This is a genomic window from Archangium violaceum Cb vi76 (genome assembly GCF_000733295.1).
Lineage (GTDB): Bacteria > Myxococcota > Myxococcia > Myxococcales > Myxococcaceae > Archangium > Archangium violaceum.
In genome coordinates, this window is sequence record NZ_JPMI01000230.1 from 25,269 (window position 1) to 45,354 (window position 20,086).

Annotated in this window: 12 protein-coding genes; 3 read left to right on the forward strand and 9 right to left on the reverse strand. The window is 68.4% G+C overall.

The window, feature by feature from the left end:
• Positions 1-4 precede the first annotated feature (4 nt).
• Both Q664_RS30970 and Q664_RS61355 read right to left on the reverse strand, forming a co-directional pair.
• Complete coding sequence (locus tag Q664_RS30970) at positions 5-451, reverse strand: SMI1/KNR4 family protein (protein WP_043403652.1); 447 nt, start codon at positions 449-451, stop codon at positions 5-7.
• Complete coding sequence (locus Q664_RS61355; protein WP_075207559.1) at positions 448-2,541, reverse strand: HNH endonuclease; 2,094 nt, start codon at positions 2,539-2,541, stop codon at positions 448-450. Before Q664_RS61355 ends, Q664_RS30970 begins: the two co-directional genes overlap by 4 nt.
• A 369-nt stretch (positions 2,542-2,910) precedes the next feature.
• On the opposite strand from Q664_RS61355, the gene Q664_RS30975 reads away from it, so the two are divergent.
• Positions 2,911-3,231 (forward strand): hypothetical protein, encoded by a 321-nt coding sequence (locus tag Q664_RS30975; protein WP_152622436.1) that lies wholly within the window; start codon positions 2,911-2,913, stop codon positions 3,229-3,231.
• 294 nt (positions 3,232-3,525) lie between these two features.
• Here Q664_RS30975 and Q664_RS30980 read toward each other — a convergent pair whose 3' ends face one another.
• From Q664_RS30980 to Q664_RS30990, 3 genes are read right to left on the reverse strand one after another with little or no spacing between them, the layout of a single operon-like run.
• Positions 3,526-5,403 (reverse strand): ABC transporter permease subunit, encoded by a 1,878-nt coding sequence (locus Q664_RS30980; RefSeq protein WP_043403656.1) that lies wholly within the window; start codon positions 5,401-5,403, stop codon positions 3,526-3,528.
• Positions 5,400-7,256, reverse strand: a complete 1,857-nt coding sequence (locus tag Q664_RS30985) for a hypothetical protein (protein WP_043403658.1) — start codon at positions 7,254-7,256, stop codon at positions 5,400-5,402. Before Q664_RS30985 ends, Q664_RS30980 begins: the two co-directional genes overlap by 4 nt.
• The gene (locus Q664_RS30990) at positions 7,253-8,203 is read right to left on the reverse strand and encodes an ABC transporter ATP-binding protein (RefSeq protein WP_052518885.1); all 951 of its coding nucleotides are present in this window, start codon (positions 8,201-8,203) and stop codon (positions 7,253-7,255) included. Before Q664_RS30990 ends, Q664_RS30985 begins: the two co-directional genes overlap by 4 nt.
• Here Q664_RS30990 and Q664_RS30995 point away from each other — a divergent pair.
• Entirely contained in the window at positions 8,202-8,876 is a 675-nt protein-coding gene (locus tag Q664_RS30995; RefSeq protein ID WP_235216947.1) for a YkgJ family cysteine cluster protein, read from the forward strand. The two genes, Q664_RS30990 and Q664_RS30995, sit on opposite strands and share 2 nt — an antisense overlap.
• Here Q664_RS30995 and Q664_RS31000 read toward each other — a convergent pair.
• From Q664_RS31000 to Q664_RS31015, 4 genes are all read right to left on the reverse strand, one after another.
• On the reverse strand, positions 8,860-9,330 hold the full coding sequence (locus Q664_RS31000; RefSeq protein WP_235216948.1) for a CBS domain-containing protein: 471 nt from the start codon (positions 9,328-9,330) through the stop codon (positions 8,860-8,862). The two genes, Q664_RS30995 and Q664_RS31000, sit on opposite strands and share 17 nt — an antisense overlap.
• 35 nt (positions 9,331-9,365) lie before the next feature.
• Positions 9,366-10,334, reverse strand: coding sequence for an RNA polymerase factor sigma-32 (locus Q664_RS31005; RefSeq protein WP_152622437.1), 969 nt, complete (start codon positions 10,332-10,334; stop codon positions 9,366-9,368).
• Between the two features lie 154 nt (positions 10,335-10,488).
• A complete protein-coding gene (locus Q664_RS31010) occupies positions 10,489-10,884 on the reverse strand; it encodes a DoxX family protein (protein WP_043403663.1) in 396 nt (131 codons plus the stop codon).
• On the reverse strand, positions 10,884-12,344 hold the full coding sequence (locus Q664_RS31015; RefSeq protein WP_043403664.1) for a sigma-54-dependent transcriptional regulator: 1,461 nt from the start codon (positions 12,342-12,344) through the stop codon (positions 10,884-10,886). The genes Q664_RS31010 and Q664_RS31015 overlap by 1 nt, the downstream gene beginning before the upstream one ends.
• Before the next feature lie 447 nt (positions 12,345-12,791).
• Between Q664_RS31015 and Q664_RS31020 the strand changes: the two genes are divergently transcribed.
• Complete coding sequence (locus Q664_RS31020) at positions 12,792-19,991, forward strand: S8 family serine peptidase (protein WP_075207561.1); 7,200 nt, start codon at positions 12,792-12,794, stop codon at positions 19,989-19,991.
• The last annotated feature ends 95 nt before the right edge of the window (positions 19,992-20,086 follow it).

Genomic DNA, 20,086 nt, shown 5'->3' on the forward strand with positions numbered 1-20,086 from the left:
GTGCTCAATCGCGCAGCTCGTGCAGCCCCGTCAGGAATTCACGGAAGCTGTTGGCGATGAAGTAGACCTCCATCTCCATCGTGACGAGGACAATCCTGGGTTGCCCAGGTGGTACGTCGCGATAGTCAAAGCAGATGTTTTCTCCTCCGGGTGTCATCCCGAAAGGGAAGATGCCCGATGGTACGTGGGGTTTGATGGCGCCGTACCTGGTGGGGATGGCATACCCCTCCTTGGACTCTTCCGAGGAAAGGGTCAGCAGGCAGGTGAACGCATTGTCACTCTCCCCGATGTCGAAGACGTTGGGGGTGGGACTCATGCCATGGTGCCGGGGAGCGATATGCTTGTACTCCTCGGGCAACTGAACGCCCCAGTCCGCTTCGAGTTTCGTGACTTCAGCAGGCGCGACAGGGTGGGCTTCCTTCCAGACATAGGGTTCCCAGCGGATGTTCATTTCGAGGTTCCTCTTCCAGTGGAGAGCTGGCGGTATCCTCCACCCCAGATGGCCATGCCTCCCGTATGCGGATTGGCAAGACGGTGTGCGCCTTCGCGTATGAGCTGCATTCTTCCTGCGTCTTGGTGATGGTGCCAGATGAATCCATTTGGAGGGTCCATCCGAGTAGGAAGGCGAGCAATCTCCTCTGATGAGAGGCCAATCTCTCGTGCGAGAGCTGCGTCTGCACGAACAGCTTCATATAGCCGTTGGTTGGCCGCCCTGAAGTGTTGAGCGGGCCGAGCGCTTCCTATGTGGCTGTTGTCCAGAAGCGTTTCGAACAGGGTGTCGAACTCAGCGAATCCATTCTCGTCAAAACGAACAGTGTTTTTCCCATCTGATATGACGGCGCCTGCCCGGTTACGGCCAAGAATGGTGATGGGCTCTGGCGGGGTGCGAGTCCCCTCGTAGGGAATCGCCTTGCCGTCTGTGGTGAGACGGGGCTTGCGCCACTCTTCCACCGAGTCGAGTTGGTACTTGCGTGGAGCAGGGAGGACCCTGGCAGGGCCTTGGCCCGTTGATTTGGGACCAACTGGGTTGCCCGCGCCTACGTTGCTTTCCACTTTCGAAATGGACGCTGCAGGAGGTGTGTGGATTTCACCCGCTTCCCGGCGCCGGAGGCTGGCCACCGGAGCCTCTGGTCCCATGGCGGCCTTCCTCTCGATGTGCAGGAGCCGCGCATCCGTTCCCGTCGCCGCCAGAGGCACTTGCTCCTCGAAGGCAACTGGTGGCACCGCCGTCGCTGGTGACCGACTTCCTCTCCGCGCACTCTCCAGGGGGATGACTTTCGCTTCTAGTCCACCCAGAGACGCTCCTCTGCCAGCCTCTCTCATTGCGTCCAGCTCTTGAAGCATTCCCTCCATGTGCTGTTGGAACTGGCCTACCCGCACAGTCTCTTCTCGCGTCAACCCTCCCAAGTGGCGCTGTGCCTGGGCCCGCTGGAGGAATCCCTGGTACAACTCCCGTATTCCCCTCACCAGCGCGGGTGCCGCTATTGCCAGTCTTGCAATTCCATATACCGCTAGCGCGCTATGGAATACCTCCAATCCATATACGAGCCCCCGTCCCCCATCGCCAAGCCTCTCCTGCAACCACCCTCGATGCTCCAGCAGCAATGATGTGATTACCCCCATTGCCACCGCGACCTTGTCACATGCTATCAGCATCCGCGCCGCCACCCCCGCTTCGACTCCTGTTTCCGCCAGCACCCCGGCTCCCAGCGACAACCCCAGCGCTCCCGCCTCCACCATCTTCCATGCCACCCGTGCGGAATCCTCATGAGAGAGCAGCAATAGGTACAGGGCCGGCACATACACCCTTCCACCACCCTCGTCATGCAGCTTTACTCCCACCAACTCGTCTGGCTCCAACTCGTAATGCAATCCGTACAGCGTTGCTGCCTCCGCTCTGTACTTGTTCTCGAAGCTGCGAGGCGTGAGGTTCAGTTCTATCTTCCCATCCTCTCGCAGCCGTGCCGTCAGGGGCGCTCCGCCCTTGGTCAACCCCATGGCCTCGTAGGGGAAGACACGTACTTGTGCCGCCGCCCTGACGAATTCCTCCGGAGTGGGGAACCTCCGTTGCGCCTCTGCTGCTAACAGCCCGGCGGCCAGTTTCATCTCCTGCTGGGTGACATATCCGGATGCCAGTGCGTCGAAGAGGTTCCCCAACAGCAGGTTCCCTTCGTGGCTTACCGCCATTCTCCGCAACGTTTCTTCCGGGAGTGTCTCCAGTGCCTCTACAGCGACGTTGTCCCGCTGTTGCCCATCCACTGCCTGCAACGCGCGGAGCGCTTCCTCATATCGTTCCTCCCGTATCGCCGAGGCCAGCCGGGCTGGTGCGCCCGGCCTTGCGCCGAGGACTTCGCGCCTCAAGAGGATGGGCTTTTCTCCCCCCAACGTCTTGACCAGCGGCGTCACCCGCACTCCATTGGCGAACCGCAGGGAAACCTGGAGCTGCGGCCCCTGCTTCTTCACCTCCACCCCGTCTCCCAGGGCCGGGTTGGCTACCTCCAGCAATGCGACGGCCTCATCCTCCACATCCAGCAACCACACGGCAGGGACTGCGGGAGGCGTCTCTGGCCTCCAGGTGGCTCCGGAGGCCGTGCACCCCGCGAGCAGTACCGCCCATGCCGCGCCGAGTGCGCTCAGTACTCTCGGCAATCCTCGGGTTTCCATCTCGTCTTGGCTCCGCTTTTCGATACCCTTCTCTACCTCCTACCATTGCTTGGGCCACTACCACGCTGGTTCGAGCTCCTACCCCGACTGTCCGTTTCATTCCGAGGGTAGCTCCGGGCGTGCTGTAAGAACTGGGACATGGCGTGTTACGAACCTTCAGGCCAAGATAGAACTGCGCACGCGACTGCTGCGCGACGGGGGGGACCGCGTATCAATGGAGCGGGAGGTGATGTGGTGGAGCCGTTCATGATTGATGCTGAGAAGGCGCGGATTCTGACTCATGTCTTGGACCGTGCCATGGTCAAGGTCGTTCCAGATGACAAGATTCGTGATGAGATGGCCTTCCACATCGCGGATGTGCTGAGGGACTTTCTCCAGATAAGCCCTGTTATCGAGAAGGCCTTCGATAAGGGCGAGTTGTCGCGAGCCGATGTCGATGCGATCTTGTCGATGCTGCTGTCTCACTGGCCTTACCACTTGAAGGGGCTCGCGAGACTGCGGAAGGGACTGCATGCCGCGCCGAAGGCCAAGAGAAAGTCCGTTCATCGAACTACACGCCGGAAATGAACTCATTGCCTCGGCAGGGCTGCGTGAAGAGGCTCCGGCGCTCGGCGACGCGCGTGTCTGCACTGCGCTGGTATGCGTTCGCTCGTTTCCGTTGCCCTCGTGCTTCTCGCGGCCTGTGCGCCCGGGCCGAAGCTGCCTTCCGATGACTCCGTGTGCTCGCTCGCCTTCCCGCTCGATGGACCGCACCTTTTTGGTTTTCTTCGAGGACGATCGGGGCGGCTGAGCCGTATCTGGCTGGGTCTCTGGAGGTGACGCTGCTTCGGCGCGTCATCTCGCCGGATGGACGTCTCTACCTCACTCCACCCGCACCATGGTCCACGGCTCGTAGAGCACCAGCCCCCGGGGAGTCCTGAGCCCAAGCTGATACCAGAGCCGTCCCTCCGAGATATCCGCCGGCACTCGCCAGTGCGGGCCCGTTCCGAGGTGGGGCCCGTCGAACGTATGGCGGTTGGACGTCTCGTTCGAACGGAAGCGGCAGACCACCTCCCAGCCATCGGGCACCGTCCCGTCCACGATGGCCCGGAGGCCCACCCGCCCTGATTCGCGCTCCACGGCTCCTCGTGGGCGCGGCAGGGCGTCGATGAGCTCACTGCGGAGCTCCACCTGCTCGTCCAGATACACGAAGAAGTCGTCGAACACCTGGGACAGGTCGATCCCCGCTGTCTGGAACGCGTCCTGCCACGCCAACGCGCCCTCCAGTCCCTCGGGGGCGTCCTTCCTCCCGAGCGCGGAGATGACACGCGCCGGGGCTCCGTCCCCATGCCGCCGCACCAGCACCTCGATGAAGGCCCTCCCCAGCGGGTACACCTGATTCTCGTCCCGCTCGGCCGCGAGCTTCTCGTGGTCCAGCAACTCCTCCGTCTTCACCTCCCGCCGCGCCCGGAGCGCCGCGGCGATGAGCTGGAACTCCTCCTCCGCTCCAGGTGGGTAGAAGAGGCGGTACTCCACGTAGCTGGCCAGTCCCTCGCTGAGCAGCTTCATGGTCGACAGACTCGGGGCCGCGTCCACTCCCGCGATGCGCTGGGCGAGCACGTGCGTCGTCTCGTGTCCGAGCACCGCGAGCCCTTCTTCGGCATCGGAGAGCCCGGCGAGGTTCATCCGCAGCGTGTTCCAATAGGCCGTGCCCGCTGTGTGCCTCGCGCTCCCGTTGAGGTCCGCGCGGATGGTGTCTCCCGCCTCCACTCCGAGGAAGGTCCGCGTCTTCTCGAAGACTCCGTCCGCTCCATCCAGCAGCGGCTCGGCGCGCTTGCGCAGGCTCGCGGGGTAGCTGAACTGGTAATGCCCGGTCTCCGCCTGAGCGGTGGCCGCGGTGGGGAACTCCACCGTGGGGCCCTTGCCGTCACCGTCCTTCTTCGTGTCGTCGTTCCCGGACCACCGGCCGAAGATCCACAGGAACAGGCCCACCGTGGCGAGCGTCGCCAGTGTCCCCAGCCACGAGCCCTGCATCCGCCGCTGGACGGAGGCCGTGAGCCGCTCGCCCCACCCGAGGAACTGTGCCAGGGCCAGGCCGAGCAACACGATGGCCACCGAGAGCTGGATGCGCAGGGCCTCCACGGGCCAACGCCAGGTGGTGCCCTCGAATCGCGGCGCCGTGAGGCGGAACGGGTTGAGCACGGCCAACCACGGCTCGCGCTCCTCGAGGATCGATTGGGTCAGCATCAGCACCGCCAGCGCCGTCCAGCACAGCCGCCGCAACGGCGCCAGGGCCAGGGCCAGCGCCAGCACCGTGAACGCCTGCGCCACCCGCAGCACCGTGGCCACCGCCATCATGTCCAGGTGCAGGCCCGGCTCCAGCGACGTGCTGGACACGAGCTGGTGGAAGATCATCCACAGCATCGTTCCCAGCGGGAACACCAGCACGGTGGCGAGCGCGACGAGCAGCTTCACCCAGAAGAGTGTCCAGCGGGAGGTGGGCAGCGCGTCGAGGAACTCCAGCGTGCGGTCATCCTGCTCACGCACGAGCAGGCCGCAGCCCAGCGCGAAGGCGAGGATGAACGTCATCAGGGACAGATCGCCTTCCGGTCTGAACCGCTCGACGGTGTCCGCGTAGGGCGAGAACCCCAGGGGCTCGGTCCACAGGTCCGACACCACGTCGAGCGCGATGAAGAAGAGCGCGAGCCACAGGAATGGCCGCTGGTCGCGCACCTCCTTGGCCACGAGCGGGCGGATCATCGGATCTCCTTCCTTTCCGCGAGCAGGCGGATGGGGCACCCGAGCGTCTCGGACTCCACCTGCACCACGAAGAGCCACCGGTCTCCTCGCGCGAGCCCCAGGGGAAGCCGCGCCCCGCTCGCCGAGGGCACCGTGTCCTGCCGGGAGAGCTCGTGCGCGGCCACCTCGTTCTCGAAGGGCTCCAGCTTGTGATGGAGCAGTGCGTACCGGGGGGGGCGCGTCTGGCCTTCCGCCGCCTGGAGGGTGTGCTCCAGCCGGAAGGTCTCCGCCGACTCCGCCACCAGGGACAGCGAGGGCTTCATCCCCGCCACCCGCTCCAACTCCTTCGCGTGGGTTTCGCGGTCCTCACGGAGTGTCTCGGACCAGCCTCGCAGCAGTTCCTCCTCGGAGAACCCGTCCCGCTCGCGCAGCAGCGAGGCCAGCCGTGGCTCCGTCCAGAATCCCCACAAGCCCGTGCCGGGTGGCCTCGCCAGGATGTGCCGCATCAGGGCTTGGAAGGAGGGCTCGCCGAGCCGCGTGTGCAGCGCCCGCACTCCCCGGGCGGCCAGTGCTCCCGACAGGCACGGCCCGAGCCGCTCGCGCGTGGTCAACCAGCTCCGGGCGTCGAAGCCCTCCCGTGAGGCCACCGCGGCCCTCACCGGCAGCCGGTACTCCTGTCCGCTCCGGTGCGCCCACCACGTGGTGAAGCCATCGAGCAACCACTGCCGCTCCTCGCGCAGCACCACGCCCTCGCTGACGTGGATGAGCACCTCGCGGAACAGGAAGGCCTCGAAGGCACGCACATCGAAGTCCGGTGCCGAGAGGTTCGCCCGCACCACGATGCCATCGGCCTTCTCGAGCTTCGCGCGCTGGAACACGTCCGCATCGAGCTCACGGATGGGCAATACCGCCACGGCCGGAAGCCGCTCGAGCCCGAGGTAGTCGCTCAGCGCGAGCAGCTCCCGTGCGAGCCGCTCCGAGAGTGCCTGGGCCCGCTCCCGTGGGAAGCCCACCCCCGCGCCCACCTGGATGGCCGACTTCTTCACGCGGGTCTGCTCCGCGTCGTGCAGGGCGAACGGCTCCCGGTGCTTCGCCTTGCCGAGCATGGTGCTCGCCGTCATGAAGCCGGTGATGAGGCATGCGATGAACACCTTCTCCCGGTGGCTCATCTTCTGGGAGAACAGCTCGGTCAGGGTCCCGTCCCGGTAGAGGACCAGCCCGAAGCAGAGCGCCACCGCTCCAGCGATGAGCGCCCAGCACGGAAGCAGATCGTCCCAGGGAACGCGCTGACGCTCGAAGGCGAAGTCGCTGCCGAGCAGCGCGAAGGGCCCGGCCTTGAAGAGATCGAACTCCGTGAGGTGATCCAGCGTGACGGCGGAGATGAACAGGATGATGTAGAGGGGGTTGCGGTAGCGGCCGAGCAGCCCGGCGAGCGCGAAGAAGCTCCAGCCCAGCAGCACCGGTGTGCCCGCGCGAAGGGAGAGCAGGAGGAGGAAGCGGGCGCTGACGTCCTCGTGGGCCCGGGCCCTGTTCCACAGGTAGAGGAGGAACGCCGCGAGCGGGAGCAGCAGCACGGCCGCCCCGAGCACGAGCTTGGTGGTGAGGATGAGCGGGCGCGAGAGCGGAAGCGCCTCGAGGAAGAGCTGGGTCCGCTGGCCGTACTCGCGCACCACCAGCCGGTGGCCCACGAAGAGGGCCCCCACGGTGGAGAGGAAGACGGCGGGCACCTGGAGCAGCGCGAACACGCTGCCCTTGTCCTCGAGGTCCTTCTGCGCCCGGAGCAGGAGGAACAGCACGATTCCGAGAAGGAGGTTGAGGAGGAGCCACGCGGCCCGGTGCTCGCGCCACTCCTTGACGAGGAGGGACCGGCTCATGACTCGTCCGACCGCCGGGCGTAGGCGAGGAAGATGTTCTCCAGGGACAGCGTCTCCACCGTCTCCGGCGCGAAGGGGCTGTTGGCCCAGTCCCCGGGTGTCCCGAAGAGCACCAGGGCCAGGTGTCCATCCGGCAGGCGCTCGCGCCTCACGAGCGACAGGCCGGGCGGGATCGGCTCCGGTGCGCTCTCCATCACCCTCACGCGCCGGACCGACTGCCGAAGCGTGTCGAGGCTCCCCTGGAAGCGCAGCCGGCCCTCGTGGAGGATGCCGATGCGGTGCGCCACCTCCTCCACCTCGCCGACGAGGTGAGAGGAGAAGAGCGCGGTCTGTCCCTCGCGCCGGACCTGGTCTCGGAGGATGTCGAGGAACTCGCGCCGCGCGACCGGATCCAATCCGGCGGTGGGCTCGTCGAGGATGAGCAGCGGTGGGCGGTGGGACAGCGCGAGCGCCAGCCCCAGCTTCATCCGCGTACCGCCGGAGAGCTGCGCGGACTTGCGATCCTTCGGCACGTCCAGCACGTGGAGCAGGTGATGGAAACGCGCGTCGTCCCAGTGCGGGTAGAAGCCGGAGACGAACCGCCCCAGCTCGAGCGCCGTCATCCACGGGTAGAAGACCTGCTCCTGCGACACGTAGCCGAGGTGCCGCTTCTGGGCCGCGCCCACCCGGCGGACCCGCTGGCCCATCAGCTCGATGTCACCCGTGTCCGGACGAAGGATGCCCATGAGCATCCGCAGTGTGGTCGTCTTCCCCGCGCCGTTGCGGCCGAGGAATCCGTACACCTCGCCCCGTCGCAGCTCCAGGTCCACCCCGTTCACCGCCTTCACGTCGTGGAAGGCGCGGGTGAGTCCCTGGGTACGGAGGATGATCTCCGGCTCCGGCTGGGGCGCCGGCGGGGGCGGCGCTTCGGGAGGCGGAGTGGGTAGCGGCTCGGAGAGCTCGGACATGGGGCGGCAGTCTATGCGCTCCCGTGCCCGCGTCGCTTGGCCCCTGGAGCAGCTCGAGCAGGACCTGGGCACCCACTCCGGGTGCGAGGTGGTGGTGTCTGGGAACCTCCTGTGGGAGCCTCCCGTCGCCGCGAGGTCCCCCATCATGGAGCCACTCACCGAAGCGCAACGCAAGACACTGGAAGACCTCTACCGGCGCATCGACGAGCGTGTGTCCCCCATCACCGCGGCTCATGCCTGGTGGCCCTGCCGGAAGGGGTGCGACCACTGCTGCCGTCACCTGGCGGCGCCACTGCCCGTCACCCGGCTGGAGTGGACGTATCTCTGGGAAGGCTTCCAGGCCCTGCCTCCCGAGGCGCGGGCGGAGGTCCGGGCCCGCGTGGCCGGGCTGAAGGGCACGCAGCGGCCCTATACCTGCCCCTTCCTGGATCGCGAGTCCGGCGGCTGCCGCGTGTACGCGCATCGGCCCATGGCCTGCCGGACGTATGGTTTCTACGTGAGCCGGGACCAGGGCAACTGGTGCCACTTCATCCGCGAGCTGCTGGAGAAGCACGGGGACGGGGACATCCTCTGGGGCAACCAGGAAGCCATGGAGGACACCCTGGCCCGGCTGAGTGGCGACACGCTGTCGATCCTCGACTGGTTCGACGCCGCGCCTACTGAGGCGTGTTGAGCTCGCGGAGCACCTCGCCCGCGTGACGCGTCTCGCCCGGGATGGTGGCCAGGTCGTCCAGGCTGATGAGGCCCACCGGCTTCTTGTACGCGTCGAGCACCACCAGGCGCCGCACCGCCTTCTCCTCCATCAGGTGTTCGGCCTCGGAGAGGGGGGCGTCCGCGTCGCAGGTGATGACGGCATGGGTCATCGCCTCGCGCACCCGCGTCCGGTTCGGATCCTTGCCCGCGGCCGTCGCGCGCACGGTGATGTCCCGGTCCGTCAACATCCCCACGAGCTGTTCTCCGTCCATGACGGGCAGCGCGCCAATGCCGTACGAGCGCATCAGCTCGGCCGCCGCGCGGAGGGTGGCATCCGCCTCGATGGTCTCCAGGCCCTGGGTCATCAGCTCGCCGATGCGCATCCGCCGCCTCCTCGGGGCGCTCCGCGTCCCCATGTGTTCCCCGATGCTCACGTGCCACTCCTCCGCCGCGTGTGGGAAGGCCCGGCTCAGGCCGGTGCGTGCAGGCCGGCGCCGGGCTCGGTGCCCAGCCAGGTGAAGTCCGGCATGTGCTCGTGCAGGTACTCCCGCATGCTGGAAATGAGCCCGGCTTCCACCTGGCGTGCCCGCTCACGGCTGACCCGGAAGTGATCTCCGATGGTCTGCAACGTTTCGGGCTCCTCGGCCAGGAGCCGGTGCTCCAGGATGTAGCGCTCGCGCTCGTCATGCAGCGCGTGGGCGAAGTGGTGGACCTTCTCCTGGAACCAGCGCGTGAGCTCCCGCCGTCCGAGCTCCTCGTCCACGTCCGGCTCGCCCGAGGGCAGTGCTCGCGCCGGGGCGGGGCGTCCCGAGTCGTCCTCGGGCGAGGCCGCGTCCAGCCGCAGCTCGTCCTGGCGCAGCCGTTGATCCATCTCGACCACGTCTTCCTCGGCGACGCCCAGCCGCGCGGCCAGCAGCCGGGGGCTCACCTCCCTGCCCGAGGCGAGCAGGCGGCCCTCCTCCTGCCTCATCCGGAAGAACAGCTTGCGCTGCACGTCCGTGGTCCCGAGCTTCACCAGCCGCCAGTTCTCCATGATGAAGCGCAGCAGGTAGGCGCGGATCCACCAGGCCGCGTAGGTGCACAGCCGCACGCCCCGCTCGGGCTCGAAGCGCTCCACGGCGATGACGAGGCCCAGGTTGCCCTCCTGGACGAGGTCCATGAGGAGGAGGGGAGGGCGGTGGTGCTCGCGGGCCAGTTTCAACACCAGCCGGAGGTTCGAGGCCACCAGCCGTGCCTGCGCCTTGGGATCCCGGCGCTCGCGGAAGTGCCGGGCGAGCGCCGCTTCCTCCTCGCGGGACAGGAGGGGATGCCGCCGCACCTCGGCCAGCCACGTGTCGAGCAGCGCGCGATCATCGGGCGTCAGCGCCGCCCGGTGGCAGCGGTGCTGTTTCGATGACCGCGCCAACCGGGCGGGGCGGAAGTGGGGGACCGGAAGCATGCGGGGACCTCGCGGCGGATCACAGACGATCTGGGACCGATGACGCCGCGATGCAGCAAGCGTGCGAGGTGGTGGCCTTCCGGAGAGCCGCCCGGCTGCCCGCAAATCCTGCATGCGTGCGGGCGGCCGGATGCAAAAGATGCGGAGGTCCGCGTCAGGCCTTCCGGCCGCGCACCTTCGCGTCGACGCTGTAGGGCCCACCGCCGACGAGCACGGCCGCGGCGAGCACCGCCAGGTAGAGCAGCGCCAGCTCCATGCGGCCGAAGGGGTCCACGCGGTGGCGGTAGAGCGCCACCACCATGGTGAAGGCCGCGAAGGCCGCCGCCGGCCGGGTGAAGAGGCCCAGCGCCACCAGCAGCCCGCCCACCAGCTCCGCCAGCGCCGCGCACCAGGCGAAGAAGAGGGGGATGGGGAAGCCGAGCCCCGCCACGCCCTCGGCGAAACGGCTGATGTCTCCCGTCACCTTTGGCAGACCGTGTGCAAGTGCCAGCGTCAGGCCGAACACCACCCGCACCAGGGTCCAACCGATGGCCGCTCCATGCGTATTCATCAGCCCTCGCCTCCGCTGGTCCCCGCGTCCTTCTCCGCGCCGCGCCGCAGGCCCAGTGCCTTCATCTTTTTATAGAAGTGACCGCGCTCCAGATCGAGCAGCCGCGCCGCCTCGGTGACGTTGTCCTGCGTGTGCGCGAGCGTGAACAGGATGATCTCCCGCTCGGCGTCCTCCACCTGCTCGCGGAAGGTCCGGTCCACGCGGGGCCGGAAGCCGCCGCCAGGCGCCGGAGCCGCGGGAGCCGCCGTGGGAATCGGAGGGGGAACGGATGGAGCCGCGGACTGCGGCACGGTCCCCTTGCCCCGAGGTAGCAGCTCGGCGGCCTCCTGGCCCTGGACGACGGGGCCCTCGCAGAGGATGGCCAGCCGCTCCACCAGGTTGCGCAGCTCGCGCACGTTGCCCGGATAGTCGTAGGCGGACATCACCGCCAGCGCGTCGGGGGACAGCGACAGCGGCCGGCGCCCGTTCTTCGTGCACGCCTCCTTCAGGAAGGCGTCGATCAGCGCCGGGAGATCCTCGCGCCGCTCGCGCAGGGGCGGCGAGTGAATCTGCACCACGTTGATGCGGTAGTAGAGGTCCTCGCGGAAGCGCCCGGCTTCGATCTCCTTCTCCAGGTTCTTGTTCGTCGCGGCGATGACGCGCACGTTCACCTTGAGGGTCTCCGCGCCGCCCACCCGCTCCAGCTCGCCCTCTTGCAGCACGCGCAGCAGCTTGGTCTGCATGGCCTGGGGCATGTCGCCGATCTCGTCCAGGAAGAGCGTGCCCTCGTGGGCCAGCTCGAACTTGCCGCGCCGCACGCTCACCGCGCCGGTGAAGGCGCCCTTCTCGTGGCCGAACAGCTCGCTCTCGATGAGCTCGTGTGGCACCGCCGCGCAGTTGAGCTTCACGAAGGGCGCGTTCTTGCGCTTGGAGTTCTGGTGCAGCGCCCGGGCGATGAGCTCCTTGCCGGTGCCGTTCTCGCCGGTGATGAGCACCCGGCCCTCCGAGGGCGCCGTGCGCTGGATGAGCGAGAAGATGCGCTGCATGGCCGGGCCGCTGCCCACCATGTCGTAGCGGCCCACCTCCGCGCGCAGGGCCTGCAACTCCTCGAGCATCGCCTGCTGCTTGAGCGCGTTGCGCAGCGCCACCAGCAGCCTGTCCCGGGCAATGGGCTTCTCCAGGAAGTCGCGCGCGCCCAGCTGCGTGGCCTTCACCGCCGTGTCGATGGTGCCGTGCCCGGACATCATGATGACGGGCAGCTCCGGTCTGAGCTCCATCAACCGGGCCAGGGCCGTCAGCCCGTCCATGTCCGGCATCTTCACGTCCATCAGCACCGCGTCCACCGGGCGCGCGGACACCACGTCCAGGGCCACCTGGCCGCTGGCCGCCAGCTCCGTGCGGTAGCCCGCCAGCTGCAGCGACGTCTGGAGCGTCAGGAGGATGTTCTTCTCGTCATCGACGATGAGCACGGTGGAAGGCATGTCGAAGCACCTTGGGGCAGGGGCCACTGTGGCCGCCGGGCCGCACCGTTCCGGAAATCCGCCGTTCCTTCAAGGACCAGGCGCCCGGAATCCCGGAGATTCTTCCCGCCCGGAAGCCTCTCGGTAAAGCCTTGCACGCACTCCGCGTAAAGAGTTTCTCGATCTGTGAGACATTGGCAGCCGCGCCACGGTCCAGCTCATTGATAGCTCAATGAGTTGAACATCAACGAGAAACTTGCAGTGTGGGTGTCTTGTCGGTTTTGGCGAGAGTGTGATATTTCATTAGACACCGGTGGTGGGTAGCGGGCGTGTGACTCCGGCGTTCAAGGGGACGCGCCGACAGCGGAGCAGCCACCGGTCTTCACCGGGCGGAGCCACGGCAGCGGGCGTGGGCGCTCGTCTTCAAGGGGTAGAACAATGAAGGAATCGGCGTACCGGACGGCCGGTATGCGCGCTCGTGGTGTGTCCACGAGAGTGCTGGGAGTCGCATGGCTCACGACGGCGCTGGCATGTGGAGGCTCGGGGAACGAGCCCGGACAGCGGCTCGAGGGCTACCGTTCAGAGGCGCCGTTCCACAAGGTGCAGCTCAGCGCGCAGCAGGCGGCCGCGCTGGAGAGGCAGGGCGCCAAGGTGCTCGGGGACTACGGCTCCTTCAAGCTGGTGCAGGTGGACGACGCCACGCTGAAGTCGTTGCCCGCGACGCCGGACGTGGAGCTGCGCGATGACTACGATCACATCCTGTTGAACGCGGGGGTGATCGACACCGCGGCCGCGAGTGCGCAGTCCCTACGGGGCATGCGGAAGCAGGCGGCCACCAGCGGCAAGCGCTTCCACCTGGTGCACTTCTCCGGCCCGGTGCATGCCGAGTGGCTCGAGGAGCTGGCGGCCACGGGCGTCAAGGTGGTGACGTACGTCCCCAACAACGCCTACCTCGTCTATGGAGATGCCGCCGCGCTGGGCAGCCTGCAGCGGCACATCACCGCCTCCCGGACCATCCAGTGGGACGGCGAGTACCTGGACGACTACAAGCTGCACCCCACCGTCCGGACGATCGACACGCCCACCTATGCCATCCAGCTCATCAAGGATGACGAGGCGAACAGCGCGACGCTGGCGCTCATCCGCGGGCTGCAGTCGCGCGAGGGGGTCGTCCAGGAGGCGCTGGACTACGTGAACGTGGTGGCCTGGGTGGACCAGGCGGCGCTCCATCAGATCGTCCAGCGCCCGGACGTGCTGTCCATCCAGCCGCGCCCGCAGCGCAAGAAGTTCGACGAGCGGCAGAACATGATCCTCGCCGGGCAGATCACCGGCAACGGACCGACGGGGCCGGGCTACCTGGCGTGGCTGGCGTCCAAGGGGTTCACCCAGGCGCAGTTCACCGCGTCCGGCTTTGGCGTGGACGTGAGTGACAGCGGCCTGGACAACGGCACGGGGACGCCCAACCACTTCGGCCTGTACGTCAACGGGGATGTCTCCGCGGCCAGCCGCGTCGTCTACGCCCGGCTGGAGGGCTCGGCGAACTCGGGCAGCACCATCCAGGGCTGCGATGGCCACGGCACCCTGAATGCCCACATCGTGGCGGGTTTCTCCAACCAGACCGCGGCGCCCTACACGGACAGCAGCGGCTTCACCCACGGCCTGGGCGTGGCGCCCTTCGTGAAGGTGGGCTCCTCGGTGTTGTTCGATCCGGACTCCTTCACGGATCCGGACTACGAGGACCTGCAGTCGCGCGCGTACCGGGACGGCATGCGCATCAGCTCCAACAGTTGGGGCGCTGGCTCCGATCTGTACGACGCGGACGCGCAGCGGTACGACGCGCTGGTGCGCGACGCGCAGCCCACGGGCTCGGCGGTGCCGAACGCGGGCAACCAGGAGATGTTCATCGCCTTCGCGGCGGGCAACGACGGCCCCACCGCGGGCTCCATCGGCACCCCCGCCACGGCGAAGAACGTCATGAGCGTGGGTGCCTCGGAGAACGTCCGGCCCTTTGGTGGCTCGGATGGATGCAGCACTCCCGACAGCGAGGCGAACAGCCTCTATGACGTGGCGTCCTTCTCCAGCCGCGGCCCCACCGCGGACGGCCGCAAGAAGCCGGACATCCAGGCCCCGGGCACGCACATTGGAGGTGGCGTGGCCCAGACGGCGGGCCAGCGCGCCACCACGCCGGCCAACCCCAATGGCTCGGCGCTCTCCTGCTTCGACGGCGAGGGTGTCTGTGGCGGCACGAGCGGCAGCCTCTACTTCCCGACGGGCCAGCAGTGGTACTCGGCCTCCTCCGGCACCAGCCACTCCACGCCCGCGGTGGCGGGAGCGGCGGCGCTCGTCCGCCAGTACTTCATCAACCAGGGCGGCGCTCCGCCCAGCCCGGCGATGACGAAGGCCTTCCTGATGGGCTCCACCCGCTACATGACGGGCACGGGGGCCAACGACTCGCTCTACTCCAACAGCCAGGGCACCGGCCTGATGGACCTGGGCATGGCGTTCGACGGGGTCGGGCGCCTGCTGGATGACCAGCGCCCGGAGAACCTCCTGCGCACCACCGGTGAGACGCGGATCTTCTCCACCCAGGTGGGTGATGCGACGAAGCCCTTCCGCGTGACGCTGGCGTGGACGGACGCCCCGGGCTCCACCACCGGTAGCGCCTGGAAGAACAACCTGGATCTCACCGTGACGGTGGGCGGCAACACGTACAAGGGTAACGTCTTCACCGGCGGCACGTCCGTCACCGGTGGCAGCGCGGATGCCCAGAACAACGTGGAGAGCGTCTTCCTGCCGGCGGGCACCACGGGGCCCGTCACCGTGACGGTAACGGCCACCAACCTCAACTCGGACGGCGTGCCCAACAACGGCGTGGCGGTGGATCAGGACTTCGCGCTCGTCGTCTACAACGCCTGCGCCACTCCGGGTGGCACGCTTTCCGGCGTGACGGCCGCTCCGGGTGGCACCGGCGTCATCGACGTGAGCTGGACGCCCAATGGCGCGGCTTCCTACAACGTCTACCGCTCCACCACGCGGGGCGGGCCGTATACGCGCGTGGGCACCGTGGCGGCACCGCCGTTCTCGGACGCCGGCCTGTCTGGCGGGACGACGTACCACTACGTGGTGCGTGCGGTGGAGTGCGCCGAGTCTCCGGACTCCAACGAGGCCTCCGTGACGGCCACGGGCGTGTGCACGCTGCCGCCCACGTTCGCGGGTCTTACCTCCGTCAACAACGGCGCCTCCAGCACCTGCGCCAACACCCTGGCCTGGTCCGCGGGCTCGCCCATCTGCGGTGGCACCCTCGGCTACTCGGTGTACCGGAGCACCACGCCGGGCTTCACCCCGTCGGCGGCCAACCGGATCGCCACCGGCGTGACGGGCACCACGTTCTCGGATGACCTGAACCTGACGCACGGCACGCCGTACTACTACGTGGTGCGCGCCACCGAGACGAGCACGGCCACGCTCGAGGAGACGAACACGGTCCAACTGGGGGCCACGCCCACCGGCGCGGTGACTCCGGGCGTTCGCTACTTCGATGACTTCGACGCCAACCGTCCGGCCAGCGCGTCCGCGTACTGGATTCCCACGGTCACCACCGGCAGCGCGGCCAGCATGAAGATCTTCTCCGGCTGCCACTACCAGTCGGCGACGAACGCGTACCGGATGGCCTCGACCGGCACCACGTGCGGCGGCACCTACTCCACCAACCAGCAGCTCGTGCTGGTGCTGGGTGGCAACGGCTCGGTGTCGGCGGACATCAACGGCTTCTCCATCCCCTCCACTCCCCGCAGCCCGGAGATGACGTTCAACGTCTGGTACAACCTCGAGTCCCGGTACGACGGTGTCTGGCTCGTCTACAGCACCACGGGGGCGAGCGGTCCGTGGACCGCGGTGTCCGACACGGTGTCGTCGACGCAGCCCTACATCTCGGCGGGTGGCTACGACAACGTGCTCAGCAGCAGCACGACGACGCGCATCTGGACCTACCAGAGCCTCAACGGCAACGGCGCGCTCAAGCCGGTCTCCGTCAACCTGTCCGCGCTCGCCGGGCAGAAGGTGTGGTTCGGGTTCCGCTTCTACAGTGACAACACCGGCAACTACGAGGGCTTCTACGTGGATGACGTCCGCGTCACGGCGGACTCGGCGGTCACCTGCACCACGAACACGCCGCCGCCGGGACCGGCCGTGGCCTACAAGGTGACCGGGCTGCCGGCCACGGTGGCCGTGGGCACGGAGTCGTCCCTGACCGTGTCGGCGGTGGACGCCCTGGGCGTGGTGGCCAGCGGCTACAACGGCAGTGCGGCGCTCACCAGCTCGGATTCCCGGGCGGTGATGCCCCCCACCGCGAACTTCACCGCGGGCGTGGCGAGCGGTATCCCCGTCGCCTTCGGCACCGTGGGCGCGCAGTCCGTCACCGCGACGGACACGGCGAGCCCGGGCATGACCGCCAGTGCCAGCACCACCGTCACCGTGGCCCCCCCGACCCGCCTGGTCTTCACCATCCAGCCCTCCTCCGTGGCGGCCGGTGCTTCCATCGCGCCCCCCGTGAGGGTGGGCCTGTTGGATGCATACGGCAACACGGTGTCCACGGGCACGTACAGCGTCACCCTCGCCATTGGCGACAACGCGGGCGGTGGCACGCTGTCCGGCACCACGACGTCGGCCATGAGCAGCGGAGTGGCCATGTTCGGCAACCTGTCCATCGACAAGGTGGGCACGGGCTACACGCTGACGGCCAGCGCCACTGGCCTCACCGGCGCCACCAGCTCGACCTTCAACATCACCCCGGCCGCGGCGAACAAGCTGGCCTTCGTGACCCAGCCTTCCACCGTGGGGGCGGGCGCGACCATCGATCCCGCGGTGCAGGTGGCCATCCAGGACCGGTTCGGCAACGTGACCACCTCCACGGCGAACGTCGTCCTCGCGCTGAGCGCCAGCCCTGGCGGCGCCACGCTCTCCGGCACCACCACGGTGGCGGCGGTGAAGGGGGTGGCCACCTTCTCGAACCTGTCGCTCAACAAGATGGGGACCGGGAACAGGCTGACCGCCACGTCGGGCTCGCTCACCAGCGCGAACAGTGAGTTGTTCGAGGTGACGCCTGGTGCTCCGTACCGCGCCCTCATCACCCGGCAGCCTTCCGACGTGGCGGTGGGTGCTCCCATCACCCCGGCCGTGGAGGTCTCCCTGTATGACCGGCTCGGCAACCTGGCGACGCAGGTCAACTCGCCCGTCTCGGTGTCGCTGTCCTACAACGCCAGCGGCGGCGCCCTGGGTGGCACCACCACCGTGGACGCGGTGAACGGTGTGGCCACCTTCGACGCCCTGACGGTGAACCGCCCCGGCGTCAACTACACGCTGCAGGCGGGCGGCAGCGGGCTCTTCCTGGACACCAGCGTGGGCTTCAACGTGAACGCGGGTGCTCCGGCCCGGCTGGCGTTCCGCGCGCCTCCGGCCAGCGCGGTGGCGGGCGCGACGCTCGCTCCCGTGACGGTGGAGCTCCAGGACCTGGAGGGCAACCTCAACACCGCCTCGACGGCGGAGGTGACGCTCTCCCTGGGTGGTCCGGCGGGCGGCTCGCTCGGCGGCACCACCACGGTGGTGGCCGTCAACGGCGTGGCCACCTTCCCGTCGCTCTTCATCCGCAGGGCGGCCCTGGGCTACACGCTGAGCGCGAACGCCACGGGCCTGTCGGGGGCCACCAGCCGCGCCTTCGACATCGCTCCGGGCGCGGTGGCCGCACTGGCCTTCGCCGTCCAGCCGGCCAACGTGGCGGCGGGCACGGCCTTCGCCCCGGCGGTGAAGGTCTCCATCCAGGACGAGTACGGCAACGTCGTGGCGAGCGCCCATGACGAGGTCTCCCTGTCCCTGGCGAGCAACCCGGAGGGGGCCTCGCTGGTGGGCACGATGAAGGCGGCGGCCGTCAACGGCGTGGCCTCCTTCAACGACCTGGCCGTCAACCGGGTGGGCTCGGGCTTCACGCTGGTCGCTGCCTCGGGCTCGCTCACGGGCGCCACGAGCGCGGCGTTCAATGTGGAGGCCGGCAAGTCTTCCCGGCTGGTCTTCCGGACGGCCCCGGCCCACACCACGGCGGGCGCGGTGCTCGCCCCGGTCGAGGTGGAGATCCGCGATGCCTTCGGCAACCCGGTGGCGGCGACGGACAGCATCACCCTGACGCTCCAGGGCGGCACGGGTGCCACGCTGGGCGGCACCACCACGGTGACGGCGAGCGGCGGTGTGGCGGCCTTCAATGACCTGACCATCACCCGTGCGGCGGCGGGCTACCGGCTGCTGGCGCACGCGGAGGGTCTGGTGGACGTCACCAGCGGCACGTTCGATGTCTCGCCCGGTGCGGCGGCGGCGCTGGCCTTCTCGGTCCAGCCCGGTGCCACCCAGGCGGGGGCCGCGATCGGCCCGGCGATCCGGGTGTCCATCCTGGATGCCTTCGGCAACATCGTCACGGGGGCTTCGGACATCATCACGCTCTCCCTGGGCTCCAACCCGGGCAGTGCGACGCTGACGGGCACCACCGCGGTGGCGGCCGTCAACGGCGTGGCCACCTTCACGGACCTGTCGCTCGACCGCTCCGCCCGGGGCTACACGCTCCAGGCGAGCACGGCCTCGCTGTCCTCGGTGACGAGCTCGGCGTTCGAGGTCACCACCGGGGCTCTGGCGCGCCTGGTCTTCCGCGGCATTCAGGCCCGGGTCATGGCGGGTGTCCCGCTGGAGCCCATCGAGGTGGAGCTCCAGGACGCCCTGGGCAACATGCTCTCCAACAGCACGGCCCAGGTGTCGCTGAGCCTCGGGGCGAACCCGGCGGCGGGCATGCTGCTCGGCGCGGCTCCGGTGTCCGCGGTGAATGGCGTGGCGAAGTTCGAGGGGGTGTCCCTGCGCAAGGCCGGCTTTGGCTACACGCTGGTGGCGAGCGCCCAGGGCTTCATGGGTGGGACCACCACGGGGTTCGTGGTGACGCCGGGCCCGGCGGCCGGCTATGTGCTGACGCTCCCGGCGAGTGTCACCGCGGGCCAGGAGGTGACGCTCTCCGCCACGGCGTACGACATGCATGGCAACGTGGCCACCTCCTACGCGAGTGCGGTCCGGGTGACGAGCTCGGACGCGGCGGGAGTCCTCCCGGCCAACGCGGCCTTCGTGGACGGTGTGCTCTCCGGCCTGACGGTGACGTTCATGTCCTCGGGCCTGAGGACGCTCACCCTGACGGACGCCGAGCAGGCCGGCCTGAACGGTGTCGCGCAGACCAACGTCACGCCCTTCGCACAGCCCACCGTGGCGGTGACGGAGCCGGCGGGTGGTACGGAGGTGTCCGGTGAGGTCCGCATCACCGCCGCGGGTGCGGTGGCCGCGGGCACCACGCCGGCCCGGCTCTCCATCCTGGTGGACGGTCAGGTGATCGCCACCGGCACGGAGGCGACGCTGACGGCGACCTGGGACAGCTCCAAGGTGGCGGGTGGCACGGCGCACACGGTGACGGCCGTGTTCTCCGACAGCGCGGGCAACGTGGTGGGCTCCGCTCCGGTGGGCATCACCGTGAAGGCCGAGCGTTGCGGCTGCGGCGCCACCTCGGGCGCGGACGCGAGCCTGTACCTGGGGCTGTTCGCCCTGGCGCGGTACGTGTCCCTGCGGCGGCGCCAGACGCGCAAGGCCGCCTGAGGGGTGAAGCCGGTCCCGCACCGGGTGGGGCGGTGCGCTCCGCCCGGTTGCTGGAGAGACGAGCCGGTTGACTGGAACGCGCGGGTGTGGGGCAC

Bases quoted from the DNA above. Each gene is read 5' to 3' on its own strand.
- Q664_RS31005 (WP_152622437.1), bottom strand. From the start codon at position 10,334: ATGCTTCCGGTCCCCCACTTCCGCCCCGCCCGGTTGGCGCGGTCATCG.
- Q664_RS30975 (WP_152622436.1), top strand. From the start codon at position 2,911: ATGATTGATGCTGAGAAGGCGCGGATTCTGACTCATGTCTTGGACCGT.
- Q664_RS30980 (WP_043403656.1), bottom strand. From the start codon at position 5,403: ATGATCCGCCCGCTCGTGGCCAAGGAGGTGCGCGACCAGCGGCCATTC.
- Q664_RS31015 (WP_043403664.1), bottom strand. From the start codon at position 12,344: ATGCCTTCCACCGTGCTCATCGTCGATGACGAGAAGAACATCCTCCTG.
- Q664_RS30990 (WP_052518885.1), bottom strand. From the start codon at position 8,203: ATGTCCGAGCTCTCCGAGCCGCTACCCACTCCGCCTCCCGAAGCGCCG.
- Q664_RS31020 (WP_075207561.1), top strand. From the start codon at position 12,792: ATGCGCGCTCGTGGTGTGTCCACGAGAGTGCTGGGAGTCGCATGGCTC.
- Q664_RS30970 (WP_043403652.1), bottom strand. From the start codon at position 451: ATGAACATCCGCTGGGAACCCTATGTCTGGAAGGAAGCCCACCCTGTC.
- Q664_RS30985 (WP_043403658.1), bottom strand. From the start codon at position 7,256: ATGAGCCGGTCCCTCCTCGTCAAGGAGTGGCGCGAGCACCGGGCCGCG.
- Q664_RS30995 (WP_235216947.1), top strand. From the start codon at position 8,202: ATGGGGCGGCAGTCTATGCGCTCCCGTGCCCGCGTCGCTTGGCCCCTG.
- Q664_RS31010 (WP_043403663.1), bottom strand. From the start codon at position 10,884: ATGAATACGCATGGAGCGGCCATCGGTTGGACCCTGGTGCGGGTGGTG.